Raw genomic sequence first — 25,007 nt, forward strand, 5'->3', positions numbered from 1 at the left:
GAGCGTTAACCCACATTAGGATGTTTCATTATAATTGATTTAATCTTCATCAATAAAAGATACTTTAAATGTAGACCCTTTATTTAATTGACTATCAACACTAATTCTACCATTATGTGCTTCGACAATGTGTTTAGTTATAGATAAACCTAAACCAGTGCCTCCAGAATCTCTACTTCGAGCTTTATCTACTCTATAAAATCTTTCGAAAATATGCTTTTGTTCTTCCTGAGTAATTCCTATACCAAAATCTTGAATTTGTAAATTTACTTTCTTACCTTGACGATATACCTTTACAATTACTTCACTATCATTTGTTGAATAGTTAATTGCATTAGATAATAAATTAGTTATAACTTGAGCTATTTTATCTTCATTCGCTTTAAAAATAACATCATTTTCTATTTCTGGTATGATGTCGATATTTTTACTTTGTGCTTGATTTTGTAAATGTTCAATTGTTGTATAAGCTAGTTCAGAAAGATTTAAATAACTCGTTGCGATATCTGTTTGTTGCTCAATATGCGATAAGTCTAGTAAATCCATCACAAGTGACTCAATTCTATTTGATTCTTTTAAAATGATATTTAGGAACATATTTAATGATTCTTCATCATTTTTAGCGCCTTCTATTAGCGTTTCTGCAAACCCTTTAATTGAAGTGATAGGCGTTTTAAGTTCATGTGACACATTAGCAACAAATTCACGACGCAAATTCTCCAATTTTTGGATATTAGTAATATCATGTAATACAACTACCATACCTTGAAGTTTCTTTTTAGATTTTGAGAGTATCGGTACACAAGAAACATCAAAATACTTTGTATGTACGTTATTGATATCAACTTCAATTTGTTCATAAATAACTTTCTCTGTTCTAAAACTTTCTAGTATTAATTTCTCAATTGGATCGTTAATAAAACCAATATAACTTTTATTTTCAACACTTTGTTCAGGACTAAACACTTCATAATAAGCTGAATTAGCTACAACTATATCTCCATGTTTATCTATCATAAGTACAGAACTAGGAATGTTTTCTAAAGTTGTTTTCAGTCTATTAGATTGTATTTTTTGTCTGTTATTCAATTTTTGTAAACGTCTTGCGAGTTCATTTGTTGTAACAAATAATGCTTTTGTTTCTTTAACGTTACTTTCTGGTACACGTACATGATAATGACCATCAGCTAAAAGAGAAGTTGCATAGGTTACTTCATTAATAGGTCTTATATATGTACGATGAATACTTCTACTTGCTAGATATTCAGTGATTAATACTATAATCCCTACAATTGATAGATACTTCCACATTTCTTTTTGTAAATCTAGTATTTCATCATTAATACCACTTATGTATACTGTTTTATCTCCAATTTGACTTTTAAATGTATACTTTAACCCTAATTTAGTATTTTTATGAATCAAATTGGAAGGATTTGCTTCGTTATCTATCCGTCCATCTAATGAACTATTTTTATCAGTTGTAAAAATAGTTTTGTCATTTTTCTTAATGACTATTAAATTTTCTTGATTGTTTGCAATATTTTTAATTTCATTCTGTTTACCATTATTATACATACTAATATAGTTGCGTGATTCTTTTTTAAGTTCTTTAGTCTGACTTTGTGTTAATGTTTGATAAATCATGTTGTGGACAATAGCACCCAAACCTATAAAGCTAATGATTGTGATAGTACTAATCAAAAGTAATATGCGATGATAAAACTTTAACATTATCTTTTAGGACGCTCCAATTTATATCCTAATCCACGTACAGTTTTAATTAATTTGGGTTGTTTAGGGTTTTCTTCTAATTTGTCTCTTAAATGACTAATGTGAACATCAACGATACGTGAATCGCCAGCAAACTCATAATTCCACACAGAATTTAACATATGCTCTCTAGTGATCACTCGTCCTTGTCGTTCAATCAGATAAAGTAATAACTCAAATTCTTTAGGCGTTAATTCTAATAATTCATCATCTTTATAAACTTCAAAAAATTCTGGTCTAATTCGAATAGAGTCGATAATGATATCTTCCTCATCGCCTTCACTCTGTTCTATTTCATTTACAAATTGAGAGCGTCTTAAAATAGCCTTCACTCTTGCCACTACCTCTCTTGGTGAGAAAGGTTTAGTCATATAATCATCAGCACCAAGTTCTAAACCTAACACTCTATCAAATTCATCATCTTTAGCTGTTAGCATAAGAATAGGTACTAAATTTTTATCAGATCTAATCGTTTTACAAACCTCAATACCATCTTTTTTAGGTAACATAACATCTAATACAATTAAATCCGGTTGAGATGATTCAACTTTTTGTAATGCTTCTTCACCGTCATAGGCTACTTCTACTATGTATCCGGCTGTTTCTAAATTATATTTGAGTAAAGTAACGATTGATTGTTCATCGTCAACGACTAATACTTTTTGTGACATGGTGTGCCTCCCCGTTTAAATTACATGTTTATTATAACTGATGTTTAAATAGAAATAATATACCTATACATCAAATTTACATAAACTTAACAATTAAATTAATACAAAGCTTTTATTAAGCTAATATATGAAAAATATTGTCTTTTCATTAATTAAGCTATCATTTTTTTATAAGAAATGATATTAAAAACTAATAATTTACAAAATCTTAATAAAAAGACGAATTGGTTTCCCAATCCGTCTTTTCTTGTATCTTATTATTTTAAGTTTTTAATTAATTCATCAGCAAATTCTGAAGTTGAAACTTCTTTTGCACCATCCATTAAACGTGCAAAGTCATAAGTAACAATTTTAGAAGCAATTGTTGCTTCGATAGATTCTGTAATCTTATCAGCAGCTTCTTGCCAACCTAAATGTTCTAACATTAATACTGAACTTAATAATTCAGATGATGGATTTACTTTATTTAATCCAGCATATTTAGGAGCAGTACCATGTGTTGCTTCGAAAATAGCATGACCAGTTTCATAGTTAATGTTAGCGCCTGGTGCGATACCAATACCACCAACTTGTGCAGCTAATGCATCTGAAATATAGTCACCGTTTAAGTTCATTGTTGCAACTACTTCATGTTCTGAAGGACGAGTTAAAATTTGTTGTAAGAAGATATCAGCGATTGAATCTTTAACAATAATTTTACCTTCTTGTTCCGCTTTTGATTGTGCTTCATTAGCAGCGTCTTTACCTTCTTTTTCAACAATTTCATCATATTGTTGCCAAGTAAATACTTGATCACCAAATTCGTTATGAGCTAAATCATAACCCCATTGTTTGAATGAACCTTCAGTGAATTTCATGATATTACCTTTATGAACTAAAGTTACTGCTTTACGATTATTATCGATAGCGTATTGAATCGCAGCTCTTACTAATCTTTCAGTACCTTCTTTTGAAACTGGTTTAATACCAATACCTGAAGTTTCAGGGAAACGAATATTTGTTGCACCCATTTCGTCTTGTAAGAAATCAATTACTTTTTTAACTTCTGGAGTACCTTCTTTAAATTCAATACCAGCATAAATATCTTCTGTATTTTCACGGAAAATAACCATATCAACATCTTGTGGACGTTTAACTGGTGATGGTACACCTTGGAACCAACGTACAGGACGTAAGCATGTAAATAAATCTAACTCTTGTCTTAAAGCAACGTTTAATGAACGAATACCTCCGCCGATTGGAGTTGTTAAAGGACCTTTAACAGCAATTAAATATTCTTTAATTGTATCTAAAGTTTCTTTAGGTAACCATTCTCCAGTATTGTCATATGCTTTTTGTCCAGCTAGTACTTCTTTCCACTCAATACGTTTTTCACCGTTATAAGCTTTTTCAACTGCTGCGTCAATCACGCGGCTAGCTGCGTTCCAAATATCTGGTCCGATTCCGTCACCAATAATAAATGGAATAATTGGTTCGTTAGGTACATTTAAACCGTCGTTAGTTTTAGTAATTTTTTCTGCTGTCATACATTTGACCTCCAAGTAATTTTAATAAAATTCATTTTACAATATAAATGATTAATTATCTTTCTTCAATAGGTAGATATTTGCGATCAGTTTCACCAATATAATTAGCTCTTGGACGCATAATTCTATTATCTCTATATTGTTCTAAGATATGCGCAATCCAGCCTGATGTACGACTTACTGCGAAAATTGGTGTGAATAAGTCATGTGGAATATCCATACTGTGATATACAGTAGCACTAAAGAAGTCAACATTTGGAATTAATCCTTTTTCTTCTTTAATACGTTTTTCAATAGCTAATGACATTTCATATAATTCACTTTTACCAGTTTCTTTAGTGATTTTTCTACTCATTTCGCGTAAATATTTGGCACGTGGATCTCCTTCTTTATATACACGGTGACCAAATCCCATAATTTTTTCTTTGTTAGCAAATTTTTCATCTAAATACTTGTCTACATTATCTAAAGAACCTACTTCTTGTAACATTGCCATTACACGTTCATTAGCACCACCATGTAAAGGTCCTTTTAATGAACCTACAGCAGCAACAATACCAGAATACATATCTGATAATGAAGATACTGCACAACGAGCAGTAAATGCAGATGCGTTTAACTCATGATCAGCATGTAAGATTAATGCTTTATTAAATGCTTCTTCTTCGATATCTGTAGGTAGTTCACCTTTAAGCATATATAAGAAGTTCGCTGCATAACTTAAATCAGAATTTGGTTTAAGTGGTTCTTTACCTTCACGTACTCGTGAAAATGCAGTTACTAATGAAGCTACTTTTGCTTGAATACGAATAGCTCTTTCATATTTCTTATCATCAGATTCATCTTCAGCATCTGGATCAAAATGAGCAATGTATGAAACTGAAGTACGTAAAGCTGTCATTGGATGTACTTTATCAGTTACATATTCTTCAAAGTGTTTGTATACTCTTGGATTTAGAGTCATATACTCATATAATTTAGACTTAAGTTCTTGTAGTTCTTCTTTATTTGGAAGTCTATAATTCCATAATAAAAAAATAATTTCTTCGAATTGGGCATTTTCAGCAAGATCATCAATATCATATCCTGCATAAGTTAATTGGCTATCTATAATTGAACTGATTTTAGTTTCAGCTGCAATTACCCCTTCCAAACCTCTTTGTAATTCTGCCATGATAAATTTCCCCTTTACTATTTCTTTATGAAATGGCTTTCAAATAGTATTATAGCTAATTATTAAGATTTTGTGAAACAAATAAATCTCTTAAATCATGAATAATTACTATTGCCCAATGGTTTCACTATGGTCGAATAGCTCTTGAAATGGCTTTATATCAGTATTTCAAAACATAAATTTGTATGAGATTCTAAATAGATAAGAAAGTTTTTATTTGGTTATCGTGTATGATTACAAATTTCTAATTATAAGGCAGTGTATTTCGACACTTTTTTATTAAATGAATTGTATAAAAACCAATATAAGTGCATAATATAATTATATAAAAAGTAAGGGAGAGGTCTTATGGCTGAAAATCTACAAAGAGAATTGAGCAATCGTCATGTGCAATTAATTGCCATCGGTGGCGCTATTGGGACAGGATTATTCCTGGGTGCTGGACAAACGATTGCTATGACGGGTCCCTCAATATTACTCACGTATATCTTTATAGGATTCATGCTTTTCATGTTTATGCGTGGGTTAGGCGAAATTATAATTCAAAATACTAATTTTAAATCTTTTGCAGACGTAACTAACAAATACATTGGACCATTTGCTGGATTTGTTACAGGTTGGACTTATTGGCTATGTTGGATTATAACAGGTATGGCAGAAGTAACTGCTGTAGCTAAATATGTTAGTTTTTGGTTCCCTGCAGTTCCCAATTGGATAAGCGCATTATTTTGCGTTTTAGTTCTAATGTCATTTAACTTGCTTAGTGCTAAATTATTTGGAGAATTAGAATTTTGGTTCTCTATCATTAAAATCGTCACTATTTTAGGTTTAATTGTTGTAGGTGCCGTCATGATTTTATTTGCATACAAAACTCAGTTTGGTCATGCAAGTTTAACTAATTTATATAGTCATGGAATATTCCCTAAAGGTGCATCAGGCTTCTTTATGTCATTCCAAATGGCAGTATTCTCTTTCGTTGGTATAGAAATGATAGGTGTAACTGCTGGTGAAACAAAAGATCCTGAATCAACAATTCCTAAGGCAATAAATAGTGTACCTATTCGTATTCTAGTATTTTACGTAGGTGCCCTAGCTGTTATTATGTCAATTATTCCTTGGGATAAGGTTGATCCTGATAACAGTCCATTCGTTAAGTTATTTACTTTAATTGGTATTCCATTTGCAGCTGGATTAATCAACTTTGTAGTATTAACTGCAGCAGCGTCATCTTGTAATAGTGGTATATTCTCAAATAGTAGAATGTTATTTGGTTTATCAGATAAAAAGCAAGCGCCACCTGCTTTTAGTAAAACTAATAAAAATGGTGTGCCTCATGTAGCAATCATTGGTTCATCAGCATTATTACTAATTGCAGCATTATTAAATTATATCTTCCCAGATGCAACATTAGTATTTACTTATGTTACTACTTTATCGACTGTATTATTCTTAATCGTATGGGCATTAATTATTGTCGCTTATATTAATTACAGTAGAAAGAATCCAAAATTACATAAAGAATCTATATATAAATTACCTGGTGGTAAATATATGGGCTATGTGATTTTAATATTCTTCATCTTAGTATTTGGGTTATTATTTGTTAATGAAACAACTAGACGTGCAATTTACTTAACGCCTTTATGGTTCATACTGTTAGGTTTCATGTATTGGAGATATAAAAAAGAATCTCAAAAACTGAATGATTAATTTATCATTGAGTTGAGTTTTAAACTTAAAAGAGTCAGTAAATGAGTTTTATAAATTCATTTACTGACTTTTTTGTATAATTATTTTATTTTAATTTACCTATACATATTAAAAAGGATCGTAACTACCAAGTTAAAATACTTAGTTGTTACAATCCTTTTTGCATTTTCAATTATCTAGACGATAATTTTATATATTATAGTACGTTAGCATAACCTTCGAATACTTTACCGTTTGCAGCATCTACAGTAACTAACATATCATTTTTAATTTCTTTAGTAGCATTTTCAACACCTACAACTGTTGGAATACCTTTTTCAAGGCCAACGATTGCACTAGGTGATGTAATACCATTTTCTTCTGTAATTAAACCGATAGCTTGGTCTACATATGGTACTAATGTTTCATCTACAGAGTTTGTAACGATGATTTTGTCGCTTAAATCAACATCTTTTAAATCACTTGCTGAATCAGCAACAATAGCAGTACCTACAACTGATCCACGGCCAACACCTTGCCCTTTAGCAATTTCGTCACCAACTAAATGGATTTTCATCATATTTGTTGTACCTTTTTCACCTGTTGGAACACCTGCAGTAATAATGATTAAGTCACCATTTTGTACTCTTTCTGTTTCAACAGCAGTTGCTACTGCATTATTTAATAATGCATCTGTGTTCTTACGTCCTTCTTTAACTACAGGATAAACACCCCATACAATCGCACATTGACGAGCTGTTTTTTCACTAGGAGTAACAGCAATAATATCTGAATGTGGACGATATTTAGAAATAGTACGTGCAGTTGAACCACTTTCTGTTGCAGCTACAATTGCTTTAACATTTAAGTTTAGAGCTGTATGAGCTACTGAAATACCAATAGCATTTACTAGTGAAGTTTCAACTAATTTAGTTCTATCAGATAATAATTTTTTATAATCTTGTGCTGCTTCTGCAGATACTGCAATGTTTCTCATAGTTTTAACTGCTTCTTCAGGATATAAACCTGCAGCTGTTTCACCAGATAACATTACTGCGTCTGTACCATCATAAATAGCATTTGCAACGTCACTAGCTTCTGCACGTGTTGCACGTGGGTTACGTTGCATTGAATCTAACATTTGTGTTGCAGTAATAACTGGTTTACCTAATTTGTTACATTTTCTAATTAAATCCTTTTGAACCATAGGTACTTTTTCAGGTGGAATTTCAACACCCATGTCACCACGAGCAACCATTAAACCATCAGATACTTCAAGAATTTCTTCAATATTGTCAATACCTTCTTGGTTTTCAATTTTAGGGAAGATTGTAATATTAGCTTTTTCTTGTTCTAAGATTTCACGGATATCTAATACGTCACTTGGACGACGAACAAAGCTTGCTGCGATAAAGTCTACATCTTCTTTGATACCGAATCTAATATCATCAGCATCTTTATCAGTGATACCTGGTAAATTTACTTTAACACCTGGTAAGTTAACACCTTTTTTATTTTTTAGTTCACCAGTGTTTAAAATGTCACATTTTACTTCACCATTATCATGATCAATATCTTTAACTTGTAATTCTACTAAACCATCGTCTAATAAAATGTATGATCCTACTTGTACATCATTAATTAAGTTGTCGTAAGTTACAGAGAACTTTTCAGGTGTACCTTCTACTTCACTCATACTTACAATAACTTCTTTACCTTTTTCTAATTCGATAACGCCATCTTTCATGTTATGAGTACGAATTTCTGGTCCTTTAGTATCTAAAAGAATAGCTACAGTTTTATTTAAACGTTTAGCCACTTTACGAATTGTATCAATTCTACCTTTATGTTCTTCATGACTACCATGTGAAAAGTTTAAACGTGCCACGTTCATACCAGCGTTAATTAATTTTTCAATCATTTCTTCTGATTCAGATGCTGGTCCAATAGTACATACAATTTTAGTTTTTCTCATTTTATAATCCTCCTGAAATTTATATAGATAACTCTTTAGCTAGTTGGTAAATTTGTTTATCAAATTTATGATCAGAATGACCAAAGATTTCATCAAATGGTGTCGCAGTTAATTGGTTATGTTTAATACCAACACCTTTAGCTGTTTCACCACTCATTAATAATTCAACCGCATGTCCACCTAATCGTGATGCTAATACACGATCAGCACCAGATGGGCTACCGCCACGTTGAATGTGACCCAATACTGACACTCTAGTATCAATATTTATATATTTACTTAATTCTTCAGCACATTCTTGTCCGCTCATACAACCTTCAGCAACCATAACGATTGAATGTTTTTTACCTCGTTTAATTCCTTGTTCAATCTTCTCAGCCACTTCTTTAATTTCTGTATTAACTTCTGGTACAACAATTGTTTCTGCACCAACAGATAAGCCAGCCCAAAGTGCTAAGTCACCACAATCACGTCCCATTACTTCAACGATAAATGTTCTAGCATGACTTGAAGCTGTATCTCTAATTTTATCGACTGAATCAATAATTGTATTAAGCGCAGTATCAAATCCAATAGTAAAGTCAGTACCGTTAATATCATTATCAATCGTTCCAGGAATACCGATTGTTTGTATTTCTTTACACTCTTCGCTAATGCGTTGAGCACCACGGTAACTTCCGTCTCCACCGATTACTACTAAACCTTCAATTTCTCTTTTACGTAGATTCTCGATTGCTACTTTACGTACATCTTCTTCTTTGAATTCTGGACATCTTGCTGAGAATAAGAATGTCCCACCACGTTGAATTGTATCTCCAACTGAGCCTAATTCAAGTTTATGAATATCGTCTTCAACTAAACCTTGATAACCATGATATACACCATAAACTTCAATATTATTGTAAATTGCTGTACGTACAACTGCTCTAACAGCAGCATTCATCCCCGGTGAATCTCCACCGCTAGTCAAAACTGCAATTTTCTTCATGACGACATACCTTCCTATATCTAGTTTTATCTTCAACTCTAAATTACCATAAATTTTTTACTTCTTCCATCAAAAGAAAGTACTTATGTAGATGTAAACGTTTTTAATTATGAATTTTATATTAACAATAATAAAAATAGAGCAATAGTCTTCATTTTAACTATCACTCTATCTAATATTTATTCTACATAAGATCCAATATTTCTAAATTTATTAAAACGATCTTCTGCTAATTCATCTTTATTAAGTTTTTCTAATTCATCTAAATGTGCCACAAAAGCCTCTTTAATAGTTTGAGCTTGTTCTTCAACTTCTTTGTGCGCACCGCCTAAAGGTTCTTTAATTACGTCATCTATAACATCAAGTTGGTGTAAATCATTCGCCGTAATTTTCATTGTTTCTGCAGCTATTTTGGCTAAATTGCTATCTTTCCATAATAATGCAGCAGCTCCTTCAGGAGATATAACAGAGTATGTACTATTTTCAAGCATTAATACTCTATTAGCAATACCGATACCTAGCGCACCACCACTACCACCTTCACCGATGACTATTGCAATGACAGGCACTTTGAGTGAGGCCATCTCAATCAAATTGGTAGCAATTGATTCACTTTGTCCTCTTTCTTCTGCTGCTTTACCAGGATACGCTCCTTTAGTATCAATAAATGTAAAAATAGGTCTGTTAAATTTTTCTGCTTGTTTCATCAAGCGTAATGCTTTTCGATAGCCTTCTGGATGTGCCATACCAAAATTACGATAAATATTATCTTTGGTATCTTTACCTCTTTGCTGTCCAACTACAGTAACAGCTTTACCATTTAAATAACCAATACCACCAATCATTGCTGGGTCATCTCTAAAATTACGATCGCCATGTAATTCTATAAATGAATCAAAAATCTTTGGTATATAATCTAATGACGTAGGTCTTTCTTGCAACCTTGCAATTTGAACTCTATCCCACGGTTTCAAATTTGTATACACTTTTTTAGTTTCGCGTTCTAAAGAAGCTTCTAACATATCGATTTCTTCTTGCAAATCAACATCGTTTTTTTCTTGAGATTCTTTTAATGAATCAATTTTCTTTCTTATTTCAAAAAGTGGCTTTTCAAAATCAAGCATTAGCTTCTCACCTCTTGATGTAGATTTAAAATATTAGCAAGTGTAGTTCTCATATCTTTTCGATGTATCACTTTATCTAGTTGACCATGCTCTAATAAAAATTCTGCTGTTTGGAAATCTTCAGGTAATTTTTCATTAATTGTTTGTTCAATTACTCGACGTCCTGCAAAGCCTATTAGTGCTTTTGGTTCACTTAGATTGATATCACCAACTGATGCAAAACTAGCAGATACACCACCTGTAGTAGGATTAGTGATATAAGAAATATAAAGTAAACCTGCATCTGAATGTTTCTTTAGTGAAACACTTGTTTTACCCATTTGCATTAAAGAAATAATACCCTCTTGCATACGGGCACCACCACTGGCAGAGAATAAAATAAATGGTAAACATTGTTCTGTGCAATAATCAATAATTCGACAAATCTTCTCACCAACAACTGACCCCATACTTCCCATTCTAAAACGAGCATCCATAACTGCCACACCATACTTAACACCATCTAATTCGGCAGTACCTGTTACTACAGCTTCATTTAAGTCAGTTTTTTTCTGATCTTTTTCAATTTTTTCAATGTATCCAGGGAAATCTAATGGATTTGCAGAAGTCATCCCTTTATCAAATTCATTAAATGTACCTTCATCAGAAATCGCTTCAATGCGTTTATATGCAGATAAAGAAATATGATGGTCACAATTAAAGCATACATTTAGGTTTTCATCTAATTCTTTGGTATACATAATTTTTTTACATTTTGGACATTTAGTCATGATTCCTGCTGGTACGTCATTTTGTTTTGAGTCTTGAACCGTTAAATATTTCTTTTTCTTTGTTCGATTAAAAAAATCTTTAAACATAGGGAAACCTCCAAAAACCTTTGACCCTTATTAGGCTTAATTTTTTCATGTAGATTATATTGTTATGTATAAAATGAATAAATTATAACAAAAGTGAGAGAGAAAAATATAAAACTACTTTTGAATATGATTAGGTATATTATCATCTTTAACCTAGTTAAAACGATACCGTTTTACATTTTTCTTAAAACATATACAACTATTTTTTTAGTATGACATGTTTATTAATCTCCCACTCTCATTACAACTATAATTATTTTAAGTCTGTTAATTTCATTGTTTTATCATACACATCTTGTGGGTCAACTTCAATTCTAGCAACACCTGATTCCATAGCCGCTTTAGCAACTTCTCTAGCTACAGATGGCGCTACACGTTTATCAAATGGACCAGGAATACAATAATTTGGCTCTAATTCATCACTTTGAATTAAGTCTGCAATAGCTTCTACGGCAGCTTTTTTCATTTCTTCATTAATATGTGTTGCCTCAGTATCTAAAGCACCTCTAAAAATACCAGGGAATGCTAATACGTTATTGATTTGGTTAGGATAATCTGAGCGACCTGTTCCAACTACTTTAGCTCCAGCTTCTTTAGCATCATTAGGATTGATTTCTGGGTTAGGGTTAGCCATTGCAAAGATTATTGGATCTTTAGCCATACTTTCTACCATTTCTTTAGATAATAAATCTGCAATAGAAACACCAATGAAGACATCTGCATCTTGAATAACTTCACTCAATTCGCCTTCTATTTTGTCTTTATTAGTCCACTTAGCTACATATTCTTTAGTATCATTCATACCATAACTTCTGCCTTCAAATATGGCACCTCTAGAATCACACATAACCATATTTCTCACACCGTATGAATATAACAGTTTTACAATTGCAATACCTGCTGCACCAGCTCCGTTGAGGACAACTTTAATGTCGGCTAAATCTTTATCTACAATTCTTAAGGCATTAATTAAGCCTGCTGTAGTTACAATAGCTGTACCGTGTTGATCGTCGTGAAAAACAGGAATATTAGTTTCTTTTTTTAATCTTTCCTCAATTTCAAAACAACGCGGCGCTGAAATATCCTCTAAATTGATTCCTCCATAGTTAGGTTGAAGTAATTTTACAGTATTAATAATCTCATCAGTATCTGTTATATTAAGCGCAATTGGAACACCATTAACACCAGCAAAACTTTTGAATAATACTGCTTTACCTTCCATAACTGGAATACTTGCTTCCGGACCGATATTCCCTAATCCTAAAACAGCAGTACCATCTGTTACTACAGCAACTGTATTACCTTTTATAGTATAGTCATAAACTTTTCTTTTATCTTCATGTATTTCTTTACAAGGTTCGGCTACACCAGGTGAATAAGCTAAACTTAATTCATCTTTGTTTGTAACTTTGACATTAGGTGTTACTTCTAATTTACCTTGATTCTTTTTATGCATTTCTAATGCTTCATCTCTTAAAGACATGCTATTCAACCCCTATTTATTTTTTTAGAATTAACTGAGTAAACAATTATCAATCATTTTTAACTGTAAACAGATTGCATTAACAATGTACTTTTAAAATGTATTTAAAAATGTCAAAAATTTAGCAACTAGCTAAACTTTGAATCAACATTTCTTCGTTACTTTTATAATTATTTTTTCTGCTGATCATTCATATTTTATCATTATTTTATGTATAAGATAATGACAATTACAAACAAATAGTACAAAAAACAATTACAAAATAAACTGATGATTAAAATATAAATCATCAGTTTACTATATCATAATTTAATAGTAGTTAAAAGTTATATAAATCGGATATCACTAGGTTTGAATAACTGTATTAGTTCCCTCATATTTTCAGAATTTTTATTAATAAATCCTATACGTGACATTCGCTTAGATTCATCATCATATGCTTGTACTTCAATAGTTTGTTTTGTCTTTTCTTGGTCAATATATTGTTCAAATCCTTTTGCTTGTTCAATATGTCTTACGATAATTTGATTTGAATGTGTGAGTTTATGTGTCTCAAACGCTTCTTCACTGTATATGTCATTAATAATAAGCTGATTCTTACCATTTCTTTTATCAAATTTCCCTTGTATGACATAAATGTGTTCTTCTGACAACTCAAGTTCATATTTTTTAAATTGATCTGGGAAGATAACTCCATCCATCAAATGTAGACCATCATTTAATGTCACAAAAGCCATATTTTGCCCATTTTTTGTTCTGATACGCTTAATTTGATCAAATTGCACTAATATAGGATGGTAATTTTGAGCGTTATTCAATCTGTAAATAGTTAAATATTGCTTTTTATTAAATTCTTTTTCTACTGGATGTTTCGAAATATAAAAACCTAAATATTCTTTCTCATATTCGCTGATTAATTTGTCTGGTAATTCATCTTTTTCTTCATAATCTTGTTTAGGCGTGAAGAAATCAAATAACATATCATCTTGTTCAATATCAGTAACTTGATCAATAACTTGGTCAATGGACTGTAATAACGTAGCACGGTTTTTACCAAATGTGTCAAACGCACCTACTAAAATCAATGACTCTAATAATTTCCTAGTTTTGACTCGTTTAGGTAATCTTCTGGCAAAATCAAAGAAATCTTTAAATTCACCGTTTTGATATCGTTCGTCAACAATAAGTTTAACGCTTTGATATCCAACACCTTTAATAGCACCTAACGATAAATAAATTCCGTCAGATGTTGCTTTATAGAACCAATGACTTTCATTGATATTAGGAGGCAATATCTTAATATTTTGATGCTTCGCTTCATCAATCATTGCTGACGTTTTTTTCTCACTACCAATAACATTACTCAATATATTAGCGTAAAAGTAATTTGGATAATGAACTTTTAGATAACTCATAATATATGCAATTTTAGAGTAACTAACGGCATGTGCTCTTGGGAAACCATAGTCAGCAAATTTCAATATTAAATCGAATATTTGTTTACTCATATATTCGTCATACCCATTTTGTAACGCACCGTCAACAAAGTGTTGTCTTTCACTTTCTAGCACTGCTCTATTTTTCTTACTCATAGCACGTCTTAAAATATCTGCTTCGCCATAACTGAAGTTTGCGAACTTACTTGCTATTTGCATTATTTGTTCTTGATAAATGATTACGCCATAAGTATTTTTTAAAATGGGTGCTAAATCTTCATGTAGATACTGAACTTTAGAAGGATCATGTCTGCGTGTAATGTATGTAGGGATCTCTTCCATCGGCCCAGGTCTATATAATGATGTGACGGCAACGATGTCTTCGAAATGTTCGGGCTTCAATTTTTTCAATACACTTCTAACACCATCAGATTCTAATTGGAAAATACCTGTCGTATCACCTTGGGATAATAATTCAAACACTTTATTATCATCAAATGGAATTTGTTCAATATCTATATCAATGTTCAAATCTTTTTTCACTTGGTTCACAATTTGATGTATAATTGATAGATTTCTAAGTCCTAAAAAGTCGATTTTCAATAGACCAATACGTTCAGCCTCAGTCATTGTCCATTGTGTAAGCAATCCAGTATCTCCTAATGTCAATGGCGCATATTCATAAAGTGCGTGATCATTAATAATAATACCTGCTGCATGAGTTGAGGTATGACGTGGGAGTCCTTCTAATTTTTTACACAAATCAAACCAACGTTCATGTCGATAATTTCTATGAACGAATTGTTTAAAATCGTCATTTTGATATGCTTCATCTAAAGTTATCCCTAATTTATGTGGAATGAGTTTAGAAATTTCATTTAATGTTATTTCATCAAATCCCATAATACGACCTACATCTCTAGCTACAGCTCTAGCTAGTAAATGTCCAAATGTCACTATTCCAGAAACATGAAGTTGACCATATTTTTCTTGGACGTATTGAATAACTTTTTCACGTCTTGTATCTTCAAAGTCAATATCAATATCAGGCATTGTTACACGTTCAGGATTTAAAAATCTTTCAAAAAGTAAATTGAATTTTATTGGGTCAATTGTAGTAATTCCTAATAAATAACTTACTAGTGAACCAGCAGATGAACCACGACCAGGTCCAACCATGACATTATGTGTTTTAGCATAATGAATTAAGTCACTTACAATGAGGAAGTAATCTTCAAATCCCATATTCGTAATAATGGCATATTCGTGTTTTAATCTGTCTATATAATGAGGAAGATTAAGATTCCACTTTTTTAGTTGTTCTTCTAACTTCATCCATAGATATTTTTTTGAAGTTTCACCATTAGGTGTTTCAAATTGCGGTAGTAGTGATTGGTGATAATTGAGTTCTGCAGTACATAATTGAGCTATTTCATCAGTTTTTCTAAAAATGGATGTATCTAAACCAAGATTATGTATTTCTTCCGAAGTGTAAAAATGCTCGTCAAAATCTTCCTGTTCCCCTACTAAATCAAGCTTACTATTATCTTTAATTGCTTGTAATGCAGTTATTGTATCTGCATCTTCTTTATTTAAATAACGTGCAGTATTTAACCATACACACTCTCTATTGTTTATTTGGACTGAATTTTGATTTATGTAAACATGTTGCTTAAAATCAAAAGACTCAATTAATTGTTGATGTTGTTCTTCTGCATTTTTAAAAATAATAATTAAATTTGCTTCGTATCGTTTTAACCAATCAATTGAAATATCTACTTTCTCTTTCATTTTTATCGCTGAAGATAATTGATATAAATCTTTTAAACCATCATTATTTTGAGCTAATAATACTGTTTCTATTTGATATAAACCATCAGTTAATAATACAGTCATCCCAAATACAGGATGAATACCCGCTTCGATACAAGCATCATAAAACTTAGGATAGCCATACAAAACATTTGTATCTGTAATTGCAAGTGTATCTACACCTTCTCTTTTGGCCTTTTCAACTGCGTCTGTAATTTTCAAACTGGAGTTTAATAAATCATAGGCCGTATGAATATTTAAATATGCAACCATGTTTGTATGACTCCTTTCTTTAAGTGATTGTACTTATAATTTTTGACGTAAAGCTTTGGCTAGCAAATCAAATTCTTCCCAACTATAAACAGAAACGCCAGAAGCATTAGGATGGCCTCCACCGCCAAAATCACTGGCAACATCATTTATGACAAATTGTCCTTTAGAACGTAGACGACAACGAATTTGATCTCCTTCATCTACACCGAACATCCAGATTTTAAGACCACGGATATCAGCAATGGTATTGACGAACTGTGACGCTTCATTAGATTTAATATTAAACTGTTCTAAAACATCTTTAGTTATACGAACTTGACAATAGCCATCTTCAAATAACTCAAAGTTTTGTAAAACATAACCTTGGAATGGCATTAATCTAGGGTCTTTTTCAGACATTTTATTAAGCTCAGCATTATGATCAAATGGGAATCCAATTAGTCTTCCAGCAATTTCCATTGTGTGTTGTGTCGTATTATTAAATAAGAATCTTCCTGTATCCCCTACAATACCTAAATAAAGCACACGTGCAACGTCCGCATTGATGATGCTTTCGTCATTAAAGTGCAGGATCATATCATAAATAATCTCACTTGTAGAAGACGCATTAGTATTTACTAAATTAATTTCTCCATATTGATCAACAGCAGGGTGATGATCAATTTTTAACACTCTCGCACCTAATGCATATCGTTGATCATCAATACGAGGCGCATTGGCTGTATCACAAACAATTACAAGTGCATCTTGATAAGTTTCATCTTCAACTTGATCAAATGTTCCAATAAAATTAAGTGACTCTTCTGCTTCACCTACTGCATAAATTTCTTTATCAGGAAATTTAAGTTTTAAATAATATTTCAAACCTAATTGAGAACCGTATGCGTCTGGATCTGGTCTCACATGTCTGTGTATGATAACTTTGTCTGTTGATTCTATTTCTTTCATAATATCATTCATTAGTATTTCCATTTATATTGACCCCTCTTTTATATCATTGATTAATATCCTTCAAACATTTGACAAATGACTGATGCATTAGCAACTTTTTCATTTTGACAAAACATTGTAACTTCTAATTTAGCAAAATATCTTCCCACATCTAGCATTTCGTACTCAACATCGATACCAGTTTCAATTGGCACAGTTTTTAAATAAATAATATTCAAACTTTCAATCATGACATTGCCTTTTTTATACTTTCTCATTTCATGACGTAAAGTTTCTTCTATAATACCGACAAATACGGCTTTACTTAGTGTGCCATAATGATTAGTTAATAGCGGCGACACATCCGTCTGAATACTGTCATGGTTAATTGTAATATGTTTCGCAATTTGATCGTTAATCGTCTCACCAATTTGAGGTTGTCGTCCTAATAATTGCATAGATTTTAAAACATCTTGCCTATTTATAACACCAACTGCTTTTTTATTATTATCTGTAACTGGTAAGAGTTCAATACCTTCCCAAATTAATAAGTGTGCACAACTAGCCACAGTATTTGATAACTTAACACTAATTGGATTTTTAGTCATAACGTCTTCAATTAAATCATTTTCATTCATATTTATCATTTCTCTACTAGTGACAATACCAACTAGTTTATAATCATTATTCACAACTGGAAAACGTGTATGTCCTGTTTCATTTGCAATTTGTTTATAGTCTTGTAAAGTCATAGAGTTCATTAAAACTGAAAGCTCATTAATAGGCTTAACAATATCTTCAACTACTAAGATTTCTTTACGAATTTTTTGATTAAACATCGCACGGTTAATAATATTTGCAACTAAAAATGTATCGTAGCTAGAAGAAAGAATAGGTAAATCATGTTCGTCAGCATATTTTATCACTTCTTTACTGGGATAAAATCCACCAGTAATTAATATTGCTGTTCCTCTTTTCATCACTTCAAGCTGAACTTGTTCACGGTTTCCAATAATGAGTAATGTTTGTGGACCAATATATCTTAATATGTCCTTTAACTCCATAGCACCAATTGCAAAATTTGAGACTGTTTTATTAACACCGTTTTTACCTGCAATAATTTGACCTTCAATAATATTAGCAATTTCATTAAATGTTAAATTATCAATTTCATCACGATTTCGCTTTTCAATTCTAACTGTACCAACTCTATCTATTGTTGTTACTAAACCAAGTTGGCCCGCATCTTTAATAGCTCTATAAGCTGTACCCTCTGAAACAGTTAAATCTTTCGCTATTTTTCTTACTGAAATTTTCGAACCGATCGCTAGCGATTCAATGTGTTTTAAAATTTGTTCATGTTTAGTCATAACGTTACCTCTTCTTAGAACAATGTTATGCTTATTATAACTTTTTAACGAGAAAAAATCATTGAAGCGCACTTTCGAATTTATAAAACTTCTATTATAAATTAACATCTTTTGTGAAAAGATAATTTTATTAAAATTACTTTTAATTTAAATGGAAATATTCCCCTATTTTTATTAGAATGGAGATAAGGAGGGATAGACTTATGTATAAAAATATATTATTAGGTGTAGATACTCATATTAAAAATGAAAAAGCTTTAGAAGCTGTTTCTAAACTTGCAGGTGATGATACTGTTGTAACTATTTTAAATGCCATCAATGAACAAGATGCTCAAGCGTCAATTAAAGCTGGTGTGCATTTGGATAAAATCACTGAAGAACGTAGCAAACGTTTAGAAAAAACACGTCACATTTTAGAAGATTATGGTATTGATTATGATCAAATCATTGTGCGTGGTAATGCAAAAGAAGAACTAGTAAAACATGCTAACAGTGGTAAGTATGACATTGTTGTCGTTAGTAACCGCAAAGCAGAAGAAAAGAAAAAATTTGTACTTGGTAGCGTAAGTCACAAAGTTGCTAAACGTGCAACTGTCCCAGTACTTATCGTTAAATAACATGTATTAATTTGCTAATATTTATTTCAATATAAATGCGTAGTTAATAACGTCATACTATAAAACATCCTTGGCATTCATACCAAGGATGTTTTTATATCTATAATTAAAATTGAACTTCTTGACCAGGTTCTAATATTTGAACTTCACCAACATTTACAGCGTCTTTAAATTGTTGAGGATCTTGTTCAATTAATGGGAAAGTATTGTAGTGTACAGGAACTGAGATACTTGGTTTAATAAATTCATTAACTGCATATGCTGCATCATCTATACCCATAGTAAAGTTGTCACCGATTGGAACGAAACATACATCAACTGGATGACGTTTAGCTATTAATTCCATATCGCTGAATAATCCTGTGTCACCAGTATGATAAATTGTTTTACCTTCTGCTTCAATAACAATACCCATTGGCATACCAAGATATACTGGAATACCATTTTCATGTGTATAACTAGAACTATGGAATGCTTGAACATATTTAACGCTACCGAAATCTAATTCAGCTTTACCGCCAATGTTCATTCCACGTACATTTTCGACACCATAATAAGTAGATAAATATCCAGCTATTTCTGCACTACCTATCACTGTAGCGTGATTTCTATTAGCTAATTCTACAACATCGCCAAAATGATCTTCGTGACCATGCGTTAAAATAATATAATCAACTGCTAATCTTTGTTCATCTAAATCACATTTATCATTACCTGAGATAAATGGATCTACGATTACTTTCTTACCGTTGCCTTCAAAATAAATTGTTGATTGACCATGAAATGATAGTTTCATTATTATAGCCCTCCTAAATAATTATGTATTTATTATACCCTAGCTCACCATTTTTATAACACGTTTGGTATTTAATAATATGAAACTTTGAAATATATGATTATTTGGAATAAAATTAACTTAATCTTGTATAGGAGGTCAATTTCATGTCAAAAATTAATGATATCGTCAATTATTTACAAAAAGAAAATGTAGATGCTGCATGGATTACTACACCCTTAAATATATATTACTTTACTGGTTACCGTAGTGAACCACATGAAAGATTATTTGCACTGTTAATTCAATCAAATGGTGAAACTGTTTTATTTTGCCCTAAAATGGAAGTTGAAGAAGTTAAACAGTCACCTTATGAAGGAAAAATTATAGGATATTTAGATACAGAAAATCCGTTTGATTTATACCAACAATCATTTAAACAAATACTTATAGAAAGTGAACATTTAACAGTAAAACGTCAACGTGAATTGACGAATGCATTTCAAATAGAGCATTATGGCGATATAGATCAAGTTATTAAAGATTTAAGAAATATTAAATCTATTGATGAAATTAAGAAAATAAAACATGCTGCTAATCTTGCGGACAAATGTATTGAAATAGGCGTTGCTTATTTAAAAGAAGGCATTAGCGAAAGAGAAGTCGTTAACCATATTGAAAACGAAATTAAGAAATATGGCGTAAATGAAATGAGTTTCGATACTATGGTTTTATTTGGTGATCATGCCGCATCTCCTCATGGTGTACCTGGTAATCGTAAACTGCAAAATAATGAACTTGTTCTTTTCGATTTAGGCGTTATTTATGAGCATTATTGTAGTGATATGACTAGAACGGTACAATTTGGAACACCTTCTAAAGAAGCTTTAGATATATACAACATTGTATTAGATGCAGAGGAATCTGCGATAGCTGCAATTCGTCCAGGCGTTAAATTAAAAGATATAGATAAAATCGCTAGAGATATTATTGATAATGCAGGTTATGGACAGTACTTCCCTCATCGTCTTGGACATGGTTTAGGACTTGAAGAACATGAATATCAAGATGTTTCTAGTACTAATGATAATATTTTAGAAGCGGGTATGGTGATTACTATTGAACCTGGTATTTATGTTCCGGGTGTAGCCGGTGTGCGTATCGAAGATGATATTTTAGTTACTGAAAATGGTTGTGAAATTTTAACGCATTACACAAAATAATTATTGTTCACAATAACAATAATAATCCCTCAAATGATTCTCCATTTGAGGGATTATTTATATATCATTTTTATTTAATTATAAATTATGATTTTAATGCATCTTCTACAGAAGTATAAGGCATATCAAATGCTTCTGCTACACCTTGATGTGTAACATGACCTTTATATGTGTTTAAACCTAATGATAATGCATGATTTGATTTAAATGCTTCTTTATAGCCTTTATTAGCTAATGTTTGAGCAAACGGTAATGTTGCATTATTAAGTGCTAAAGTTGATGTTCGAGGTACTGCCCCTGGCATATTGGCAACAGCATAGTGAACAACACCATGTTTAATATAAGTCGGATCATCGTGAGTTGAGATTTTATCAGTTGTTTCAAAAATTCCGCCTTGGTCGATTGCAATATCAACGATCACTGAACCATTTTTCATTTCTTTAATCATATCTTCAGTTACAAGATTAGGTGCTTTAGCTCCTGGAATTAATACTGCACCAATCACTAAATCACTTTCCTTAACATATGTTTCAATATTTAAAGGATTAGACATAATAGTATGAATTCTACCATTAAATTGATCGTCTAATTCTTGTAATCTTTTAGGATTCACATCTAAAACAGTGACATCTGCACCTAAACCTAATGCTATTTTAGCAGCATTTGTGCCAGCTTGACCGCCACCGATAATTGTTACTTTTCCTTTAGGAACACCTGGTACGCCACCAAGTAAAATTCCCATACCACCATTAAATTTTTGTAAGAATTCAGCGCCAATTTGAGTTGCCATTCTTCCTGCAACTTCACTCATTGGACTTAATAAAGGTAATGAGCGATCAGGTAATTGTACTGTTTCATACGCAATACCAATCACTTTGTTATCTACAAGCGCTTGTGTTAATTTTTCTTCATTAGCCAAGTGTAGATAAGTGAATAAAATGAGTCCTTCTTTGAAATATTGATATTCTTCTTCTAATGGTTCTTTTACTTTAACAACCATATCAACATCCCAAACTTGAGAAGCCTCTGAAACGATGTCAGCCCCTGCTTCTTTGTAATCTATGTCTTCAAAGTAAGAGCCCATTCCAGCATTTGTTTCAACTAATACAGTGTGTCCTTGTTCAACCAATGCATGTACACCACTTGGTGATAGACTCACTCTGTTTTCATTATTTTTTATCTCTTTAGGAATACCTATTTTCATTCCTCACACCTCCACTATCATATTAACCCTAAACACTACTAAAACTCAAATGAAAGCGCCTACAAAAATACACAAAATTGTTAATTTTTCGAGTTAAAAATTCTGAAAAGTATGTTAAAATAAAATTAAGAAAAGACGAAAGGGGTACTGACTATGATTACTTACAAAAATATTTTAATCGCAGTCGACGGTTCACACGAAGCAGAATGGGCCTTTAACAAAGCAGTTGGGGTTGCTAAACGTAACGACGCAAAACTTACAATTGTTAATGTTATTGACTCTAGAACATATTCTTCTTATGAGGTATATGATGCTCAATTTACTGAAAAATCTAAACACTTCTCTGAAGAATTATTAAAAGGTTACAAAGAAGTTGCAGCAAATGCTGGTGTTACAAACGTTGAAACGCGTTTAGAATTTGGTTCACCTAAAGCGATTATCCCTAAAAAAATTGCACCAGAAGTTGGTGCTGACTTAATTATGAGTGGTACTTCAGGTCTTAATGCAGTTGAACGATTCATCGTTGGTTCTGTTTCTGAAGCTATCGTTAGACACGCACCTTGTGATGTTTTAGTTGTAAGAACAGAAGAAATTCCAAATGACTTCCAACCACAAGTTGCAACTCCACAATTACGTGAAAGATATTCTAATTAATATTAGTTTAGGTTATATAGACTCACCTTTTAATTAAGGTGAGTTTTTTATTTGTTTTATAGTTAAATACGCTGAAAAAGAACATTAGTTAGAAAAAATACCACTATCTAACTTTAGATAGTGGTATTTTTAGTTACACTTAATTTTTTTATTTTGACTCAGCATTTTCTGATGATTCTTCTTCTACAGATAAGCCACCATATTTAACTACGTCTCTTGAAATCATAACTTCTTCATCTGTTGGTACAACGAGTACTTTAACAGGTGAATGTGGGTAATTGATTTCGCCTTCTTCACCATGAAGATTTTCATTTTTCTTAGGATCCCAATAAACGCCCATAAACTCTAGTCCTTCTAACACTTTACCACGAATGATATGTGAGTTTTCACCTATACCAGCAGTAAACACAATTACATCTACGCCATGCATTCTTGCTGCATAAGAACCGATATATTTATGGATTTTTGAAGCGAATAAATCTAATGCAACACGTGATCTATGACGTCCATGTTTAGCTTCTTCTGTTAAATCACGTAAGTCACTTGAAGTACCTGTTAATCCTAATAATCCAGACTCTTTATTAAGAATATTTAACACTTCATCAGCATTTTTACCAGTTTTCTCCATAATATATGGAATTAACGCTGGGTCAAGGTTACCTGAACGTGTACCCATAGTTACTCCTGCTAATGGAGTGAATCCCATTGAAGTATCAATTGATTCTCCTCCATCTATCGCAGCAACTGATGCACCATTACCAATATGACATGAAATAATGCGTAAATCTTCAATTGGTTTACCTAAGATTTCTGCTGCACGACGTGAAACATATTTATGACTAGTACCATGGAAACCATATTTACGAATTCCGTAATCTTCATAATAACGATAAGGTAAACTATATAAATAAGCCTGTTCAGGCATAGTTTGGTGGAATGATGTATCGAAAACCGCTACATGTGGTATTTCTGGTAAAAGCTTTCTAAATGCTCTAATACCCATCAAGTTAGCTGGGTTATGCAATGGTGCTAGCTCACTCAATGCCTCAATTTGTTCTTCAACTTCGTCAGTTACTACAGCTGATGAAGGAAATGTTTCGCCACCGTGTACAACTCGATGTCCTGTCCCTTGAATTTCATAGATATCTTGAATAATATTATGTTCTTTGAATTTCGCCAACATAATATCTACCGCTTCTTCATGGTCTTTGATATCTTTGACTTCGGTTAGTTTTTCCCCTTCAACTAAGATTGTAAAAATTGAATCTTTCATACCAATTCTTTCAACAACGCCTTTGGTAACTGTTTTTTCTTCAGGCATTCTAATAAGCTGGAACTTCAAAGAAGAGCTACCAGCATTAATCGCCAAAATTAATTTTGACATAATATTTTGTCCTCCATCGTTTGTTTAATTATATTTTTCATAGTTTATTTTATCATTAACACAGTTTGA

19 protein-coding genes are annotated in these 25,007 nt (G+C 31.9%); 4 read left to right on the forward strand and 15 right to left on the reverse strand.

Going from position 1 to position 25,007, the window contains the following annotated elements:
- Positions 1-39 precede the first annotated feature (39 nt).
- The 4 genes from pnpS to GVY01_RS05830 form a co-directional block, all read right to left on the reverse strand.
- Positions 40-1,734: a two-component system histidine kinase PnpS gene (pnpS, locus tag GVY01_RS05815; RefSeq protein WP_017638212.1), complete on the reverse strand. Its 1,695-nt coding sequence runs from the start codon at positions 1,732-1,734 to the stop codon at positions 40-42.
- The gene (locus GVY01_RS05820) at positions 1,734-2,444 is read right to left on the reverse strand and encodes a response regulator transcription factor (protein WP_017638213.1); all 711 of its coding nucleotides are present in this window, start codon (positions 2,442-2,444) and stop codon (positions 1,734-1,736) included. The genes pnpS and GVY01_RS05820 overlap by 1 nt, the downstream gene beginning before the upstream one ends.
- A gap of 257 nt (positions 2,445-2,701) precedes the next feature.
- On the reverse strand, positions 2,702-3,970 hold the full coding sequence (gene icd / locus GVY01_RS05825) for an NADP-dependent isocitrate dehydrogenase (RefSeq protein ID WP_017638214.1): 1,269 nt from the start codon (positions 3,968-3,970) through the stop codon (positions 2,702-2,704).
- Between the two features lie 55 nt (positions 3,971-4,025).
- Positions 4,026-5,144, reverse strand: a complete 1,119-nt coding sequence (locus GVY01_RS05830; protein ID WP_159333676.1) for a citrate synthase — start codon at positions 5,142-5,144, stop codon at positions 4,026-4,028.
- Positions 5,145-5,492: 348 nt separating this feature from the next.
- Between GVY01_RS05830 and GVY01_RS05835 the strand changes: the two genes are divergently transcribed.
- Positions 5,493-6,854: an amino acid permease gene (locus GVY01_RS05835; protein ID WP_017638216.1), complete on the forward strand. Its 1,362-nt coding sequence runs from the start codon at positions 5,493-5,495 to the stop codon at positions 6,852-6,854.
- 196 nt (positions 6,855-7,050) lie between these two features.
- Here the strand turns inward: GVY01_RS05835 and pyk are convergent, their stop codons facing one another.
- The 8 genes from pyk to GVY01_RS05875 all read right to left on the reverse strand — a co-directional run bounded on the left by pyk (position 7,051) and on the right by GVY01_RS05875 (position 19,081).
- A complete protein-coding gene (gene pyk / locus GVY01_RS05840; RefSeq protein ID WP_017638217.1) occupies positions 7,051-8,808 on the reverse strand; it encodes a pyruvate kinase in 1,758 nt (585 codons plus the stop codon).
- Positions 8,809-8,827: 19 nt separating this feature from the next.
- Positions 8,828-9,796, reverse strand: coding sequence for a 6-phosphofructokinase (gene pfkA / locus GVY01_RS05845; protein WP_017638218.1), 969 nt, complete (start codon positions 9,794-9,796; stop codon positions 8,828-8,830).
- Positions 9,797-9,975: 179 nt separating this feature from the next.
- Positions 9,976-10,920, reverse strand: coding sequence for an acetyl-CoA carboxylase carboxyltransferase subunit alpha (locus GVY01_RS05850; RefSeq protein WP_017638219.1), 945 nt, complete (start codon positions 10,918-10,920; stop codon positions 9,976-9,978).
- Positions 10,920-11,777, reverse strand: a complete 858-nt coding sequence (accD, locus tag GVY01_RS05855; protein ID WP_017638220.1) for an acetyl-CoA carboxylase, carboxyltransferase subunit beta — start codon at positions 11,775-11,777, stop codon at positions 10,920-10,922. Before accD ends, GVY01_RS05850 begins: the two co-directional genes overlap by 1 nt.
- Positions 11,778-12,030: 253 nt before the next feature.
- Complete coding sequence (locus tag GVY01_RS05860; protein ID WP_017638221.1) at positions 12,031-13,260, reverse strand: NAD(P)-dependent malic enzyme; 1,230 nt, start codon at positions 13,258-13,260, stop codon at positions 12,031-12,033.
- 326 nt (positions 13,261-13,586) lie between these two features.
- Positions 13,587-16,781, reverse strand: a complete 3,195-nt coding sequence (locus GVY01_RS05865; RefSeq protein ID WP_017638222.1) for a DNA polymerase III subunit alpha — start codon at positions 16,779-16,781, stop codon at positions 13,587-13,589.
- A gap of 33 nt (positions 16,782-16,814) precedes the next feature.
- Complete coding sequence (locus GVY01_RS05870) at positions 16,815-17,753, reverse strand: DHH family phosphoesterase (protein WP_017638223.1); 939 nt, start codon at positions 17,751-17,753, stop codon at positions 16,815-16,817.
- A gap of 29 nt (positions 17,754-17,782) precedes the next feature.
- Positions 17,783-19,081, reverse strand: coding sequence for a DRTGG domain-containing protein (locus GVY01_RS05875; RefSeq protein WP_017638224.1), 1,299 nt, complete (start codon positions 19,079-19,081; stop codon positions 17,783-17,785).
- A gap of 203 nt (positions 19,082-19,284) precedes the next feature.
- On the opposite strand from GVY01_RS05875, the gene GVY01_RS05880 reads away from it, so the two are divergent.
- Positions 19,285-19,698: a universal stress protein gene (locus tag GVY01_RS05880; protein WP_017638225.1), complete on the forward strand. Its 414-nt coding sequence runs from the start codon at positions 19,285-19,287 to the stop codon at positions 19,696-19,698.
- Positions 19,699-19,804: 106 nt separating this feature from the next.
- Here GVY01_RS05880 and GVY01_RS05885 read toward each other — a convergent pair whose 3' ends face one another.
- Positions 19,805-20,494 carry a metal-dependent hydrolase gene (locus tag GVY01_RS05885; protein WP_017638226.1) on the reverse strand — a complete coding sequence of 230 codons (690 nt, stop codon included), beginning with the start codon at positions 20,492-20,494 and terminating at the stop codon, positions 19,805-19,807.
- A 146-nt stretch (positions 20,495-20,640) separates the two neighbouring features.
- Here GVY01_RS05885 and GVY01_RS05890 point away from each other — a divergent pair, with 146 nt between their 5' ends.
- A complete protein-coding gene (locus GVY01_RS05890; protein ID WP_017638227.1) occupies positions 20,641-21,696 on the forward strand; it encodes a M24 family metallopeptidase in 1,056 nt (351 codons plus the stop codon).
- Positions 21,697-21,781: 85 nt separating this feature from the next.
- On the opposite strand, the gene ald is transcribed toward GVY01_RS05890, so the two are convergent.
- Positions 21,782-22,900, reverse strand: coding sequence for an alanine dehydrogenase (ald, locus tag GVY01_RS05895; RefSeq protein ID WP_017638228.1), 1,119 nt, complete (start codon positions 22,898-22,900; stop codon positions 21,782-21,784).
- A gap of 153 nt (positions 22,901-23,053) precedes the next feature.
- Between ald and GVY01_RS05900 the strand changes: the two genes are divergently transcribed.
- On the forward strand, positions 23,054-23,554 hold the full coding sequence (locus tag GVY01_RS05900) for a universal stress protein (protein ID WP_017638229.1): 501 nt from the start codon (positions 23,054-23,056) through the stop codon (positions 23,552-23,554).
- Between the two features lie 148 nt (positions 23,555-23,702).
- Here the strand turns inward: GVY01_RS05900 and GVY01_RS05905 are convergent, their stop codons facing one another.
- Entirely contained in the window at positions 23,703-24,938 is a 1,236-nt protein-coding gene (locus GVY01_RS05905) for an acetate kinase (RefSeq protein WP_017638230.1), read from the reverse strand.
- Positions 24,939-25,007: the final 69 nt, after the last annotated feature.

The organism is Staphylococcus sp. 8AQ, from assembly GCF_902506595.1.
Lineage (GTDB): Bacteria > Bacillota > Bacilli > Staphylococcales > Staphylococcaceae > Staphylococcus > Staphylococcus pasteuri.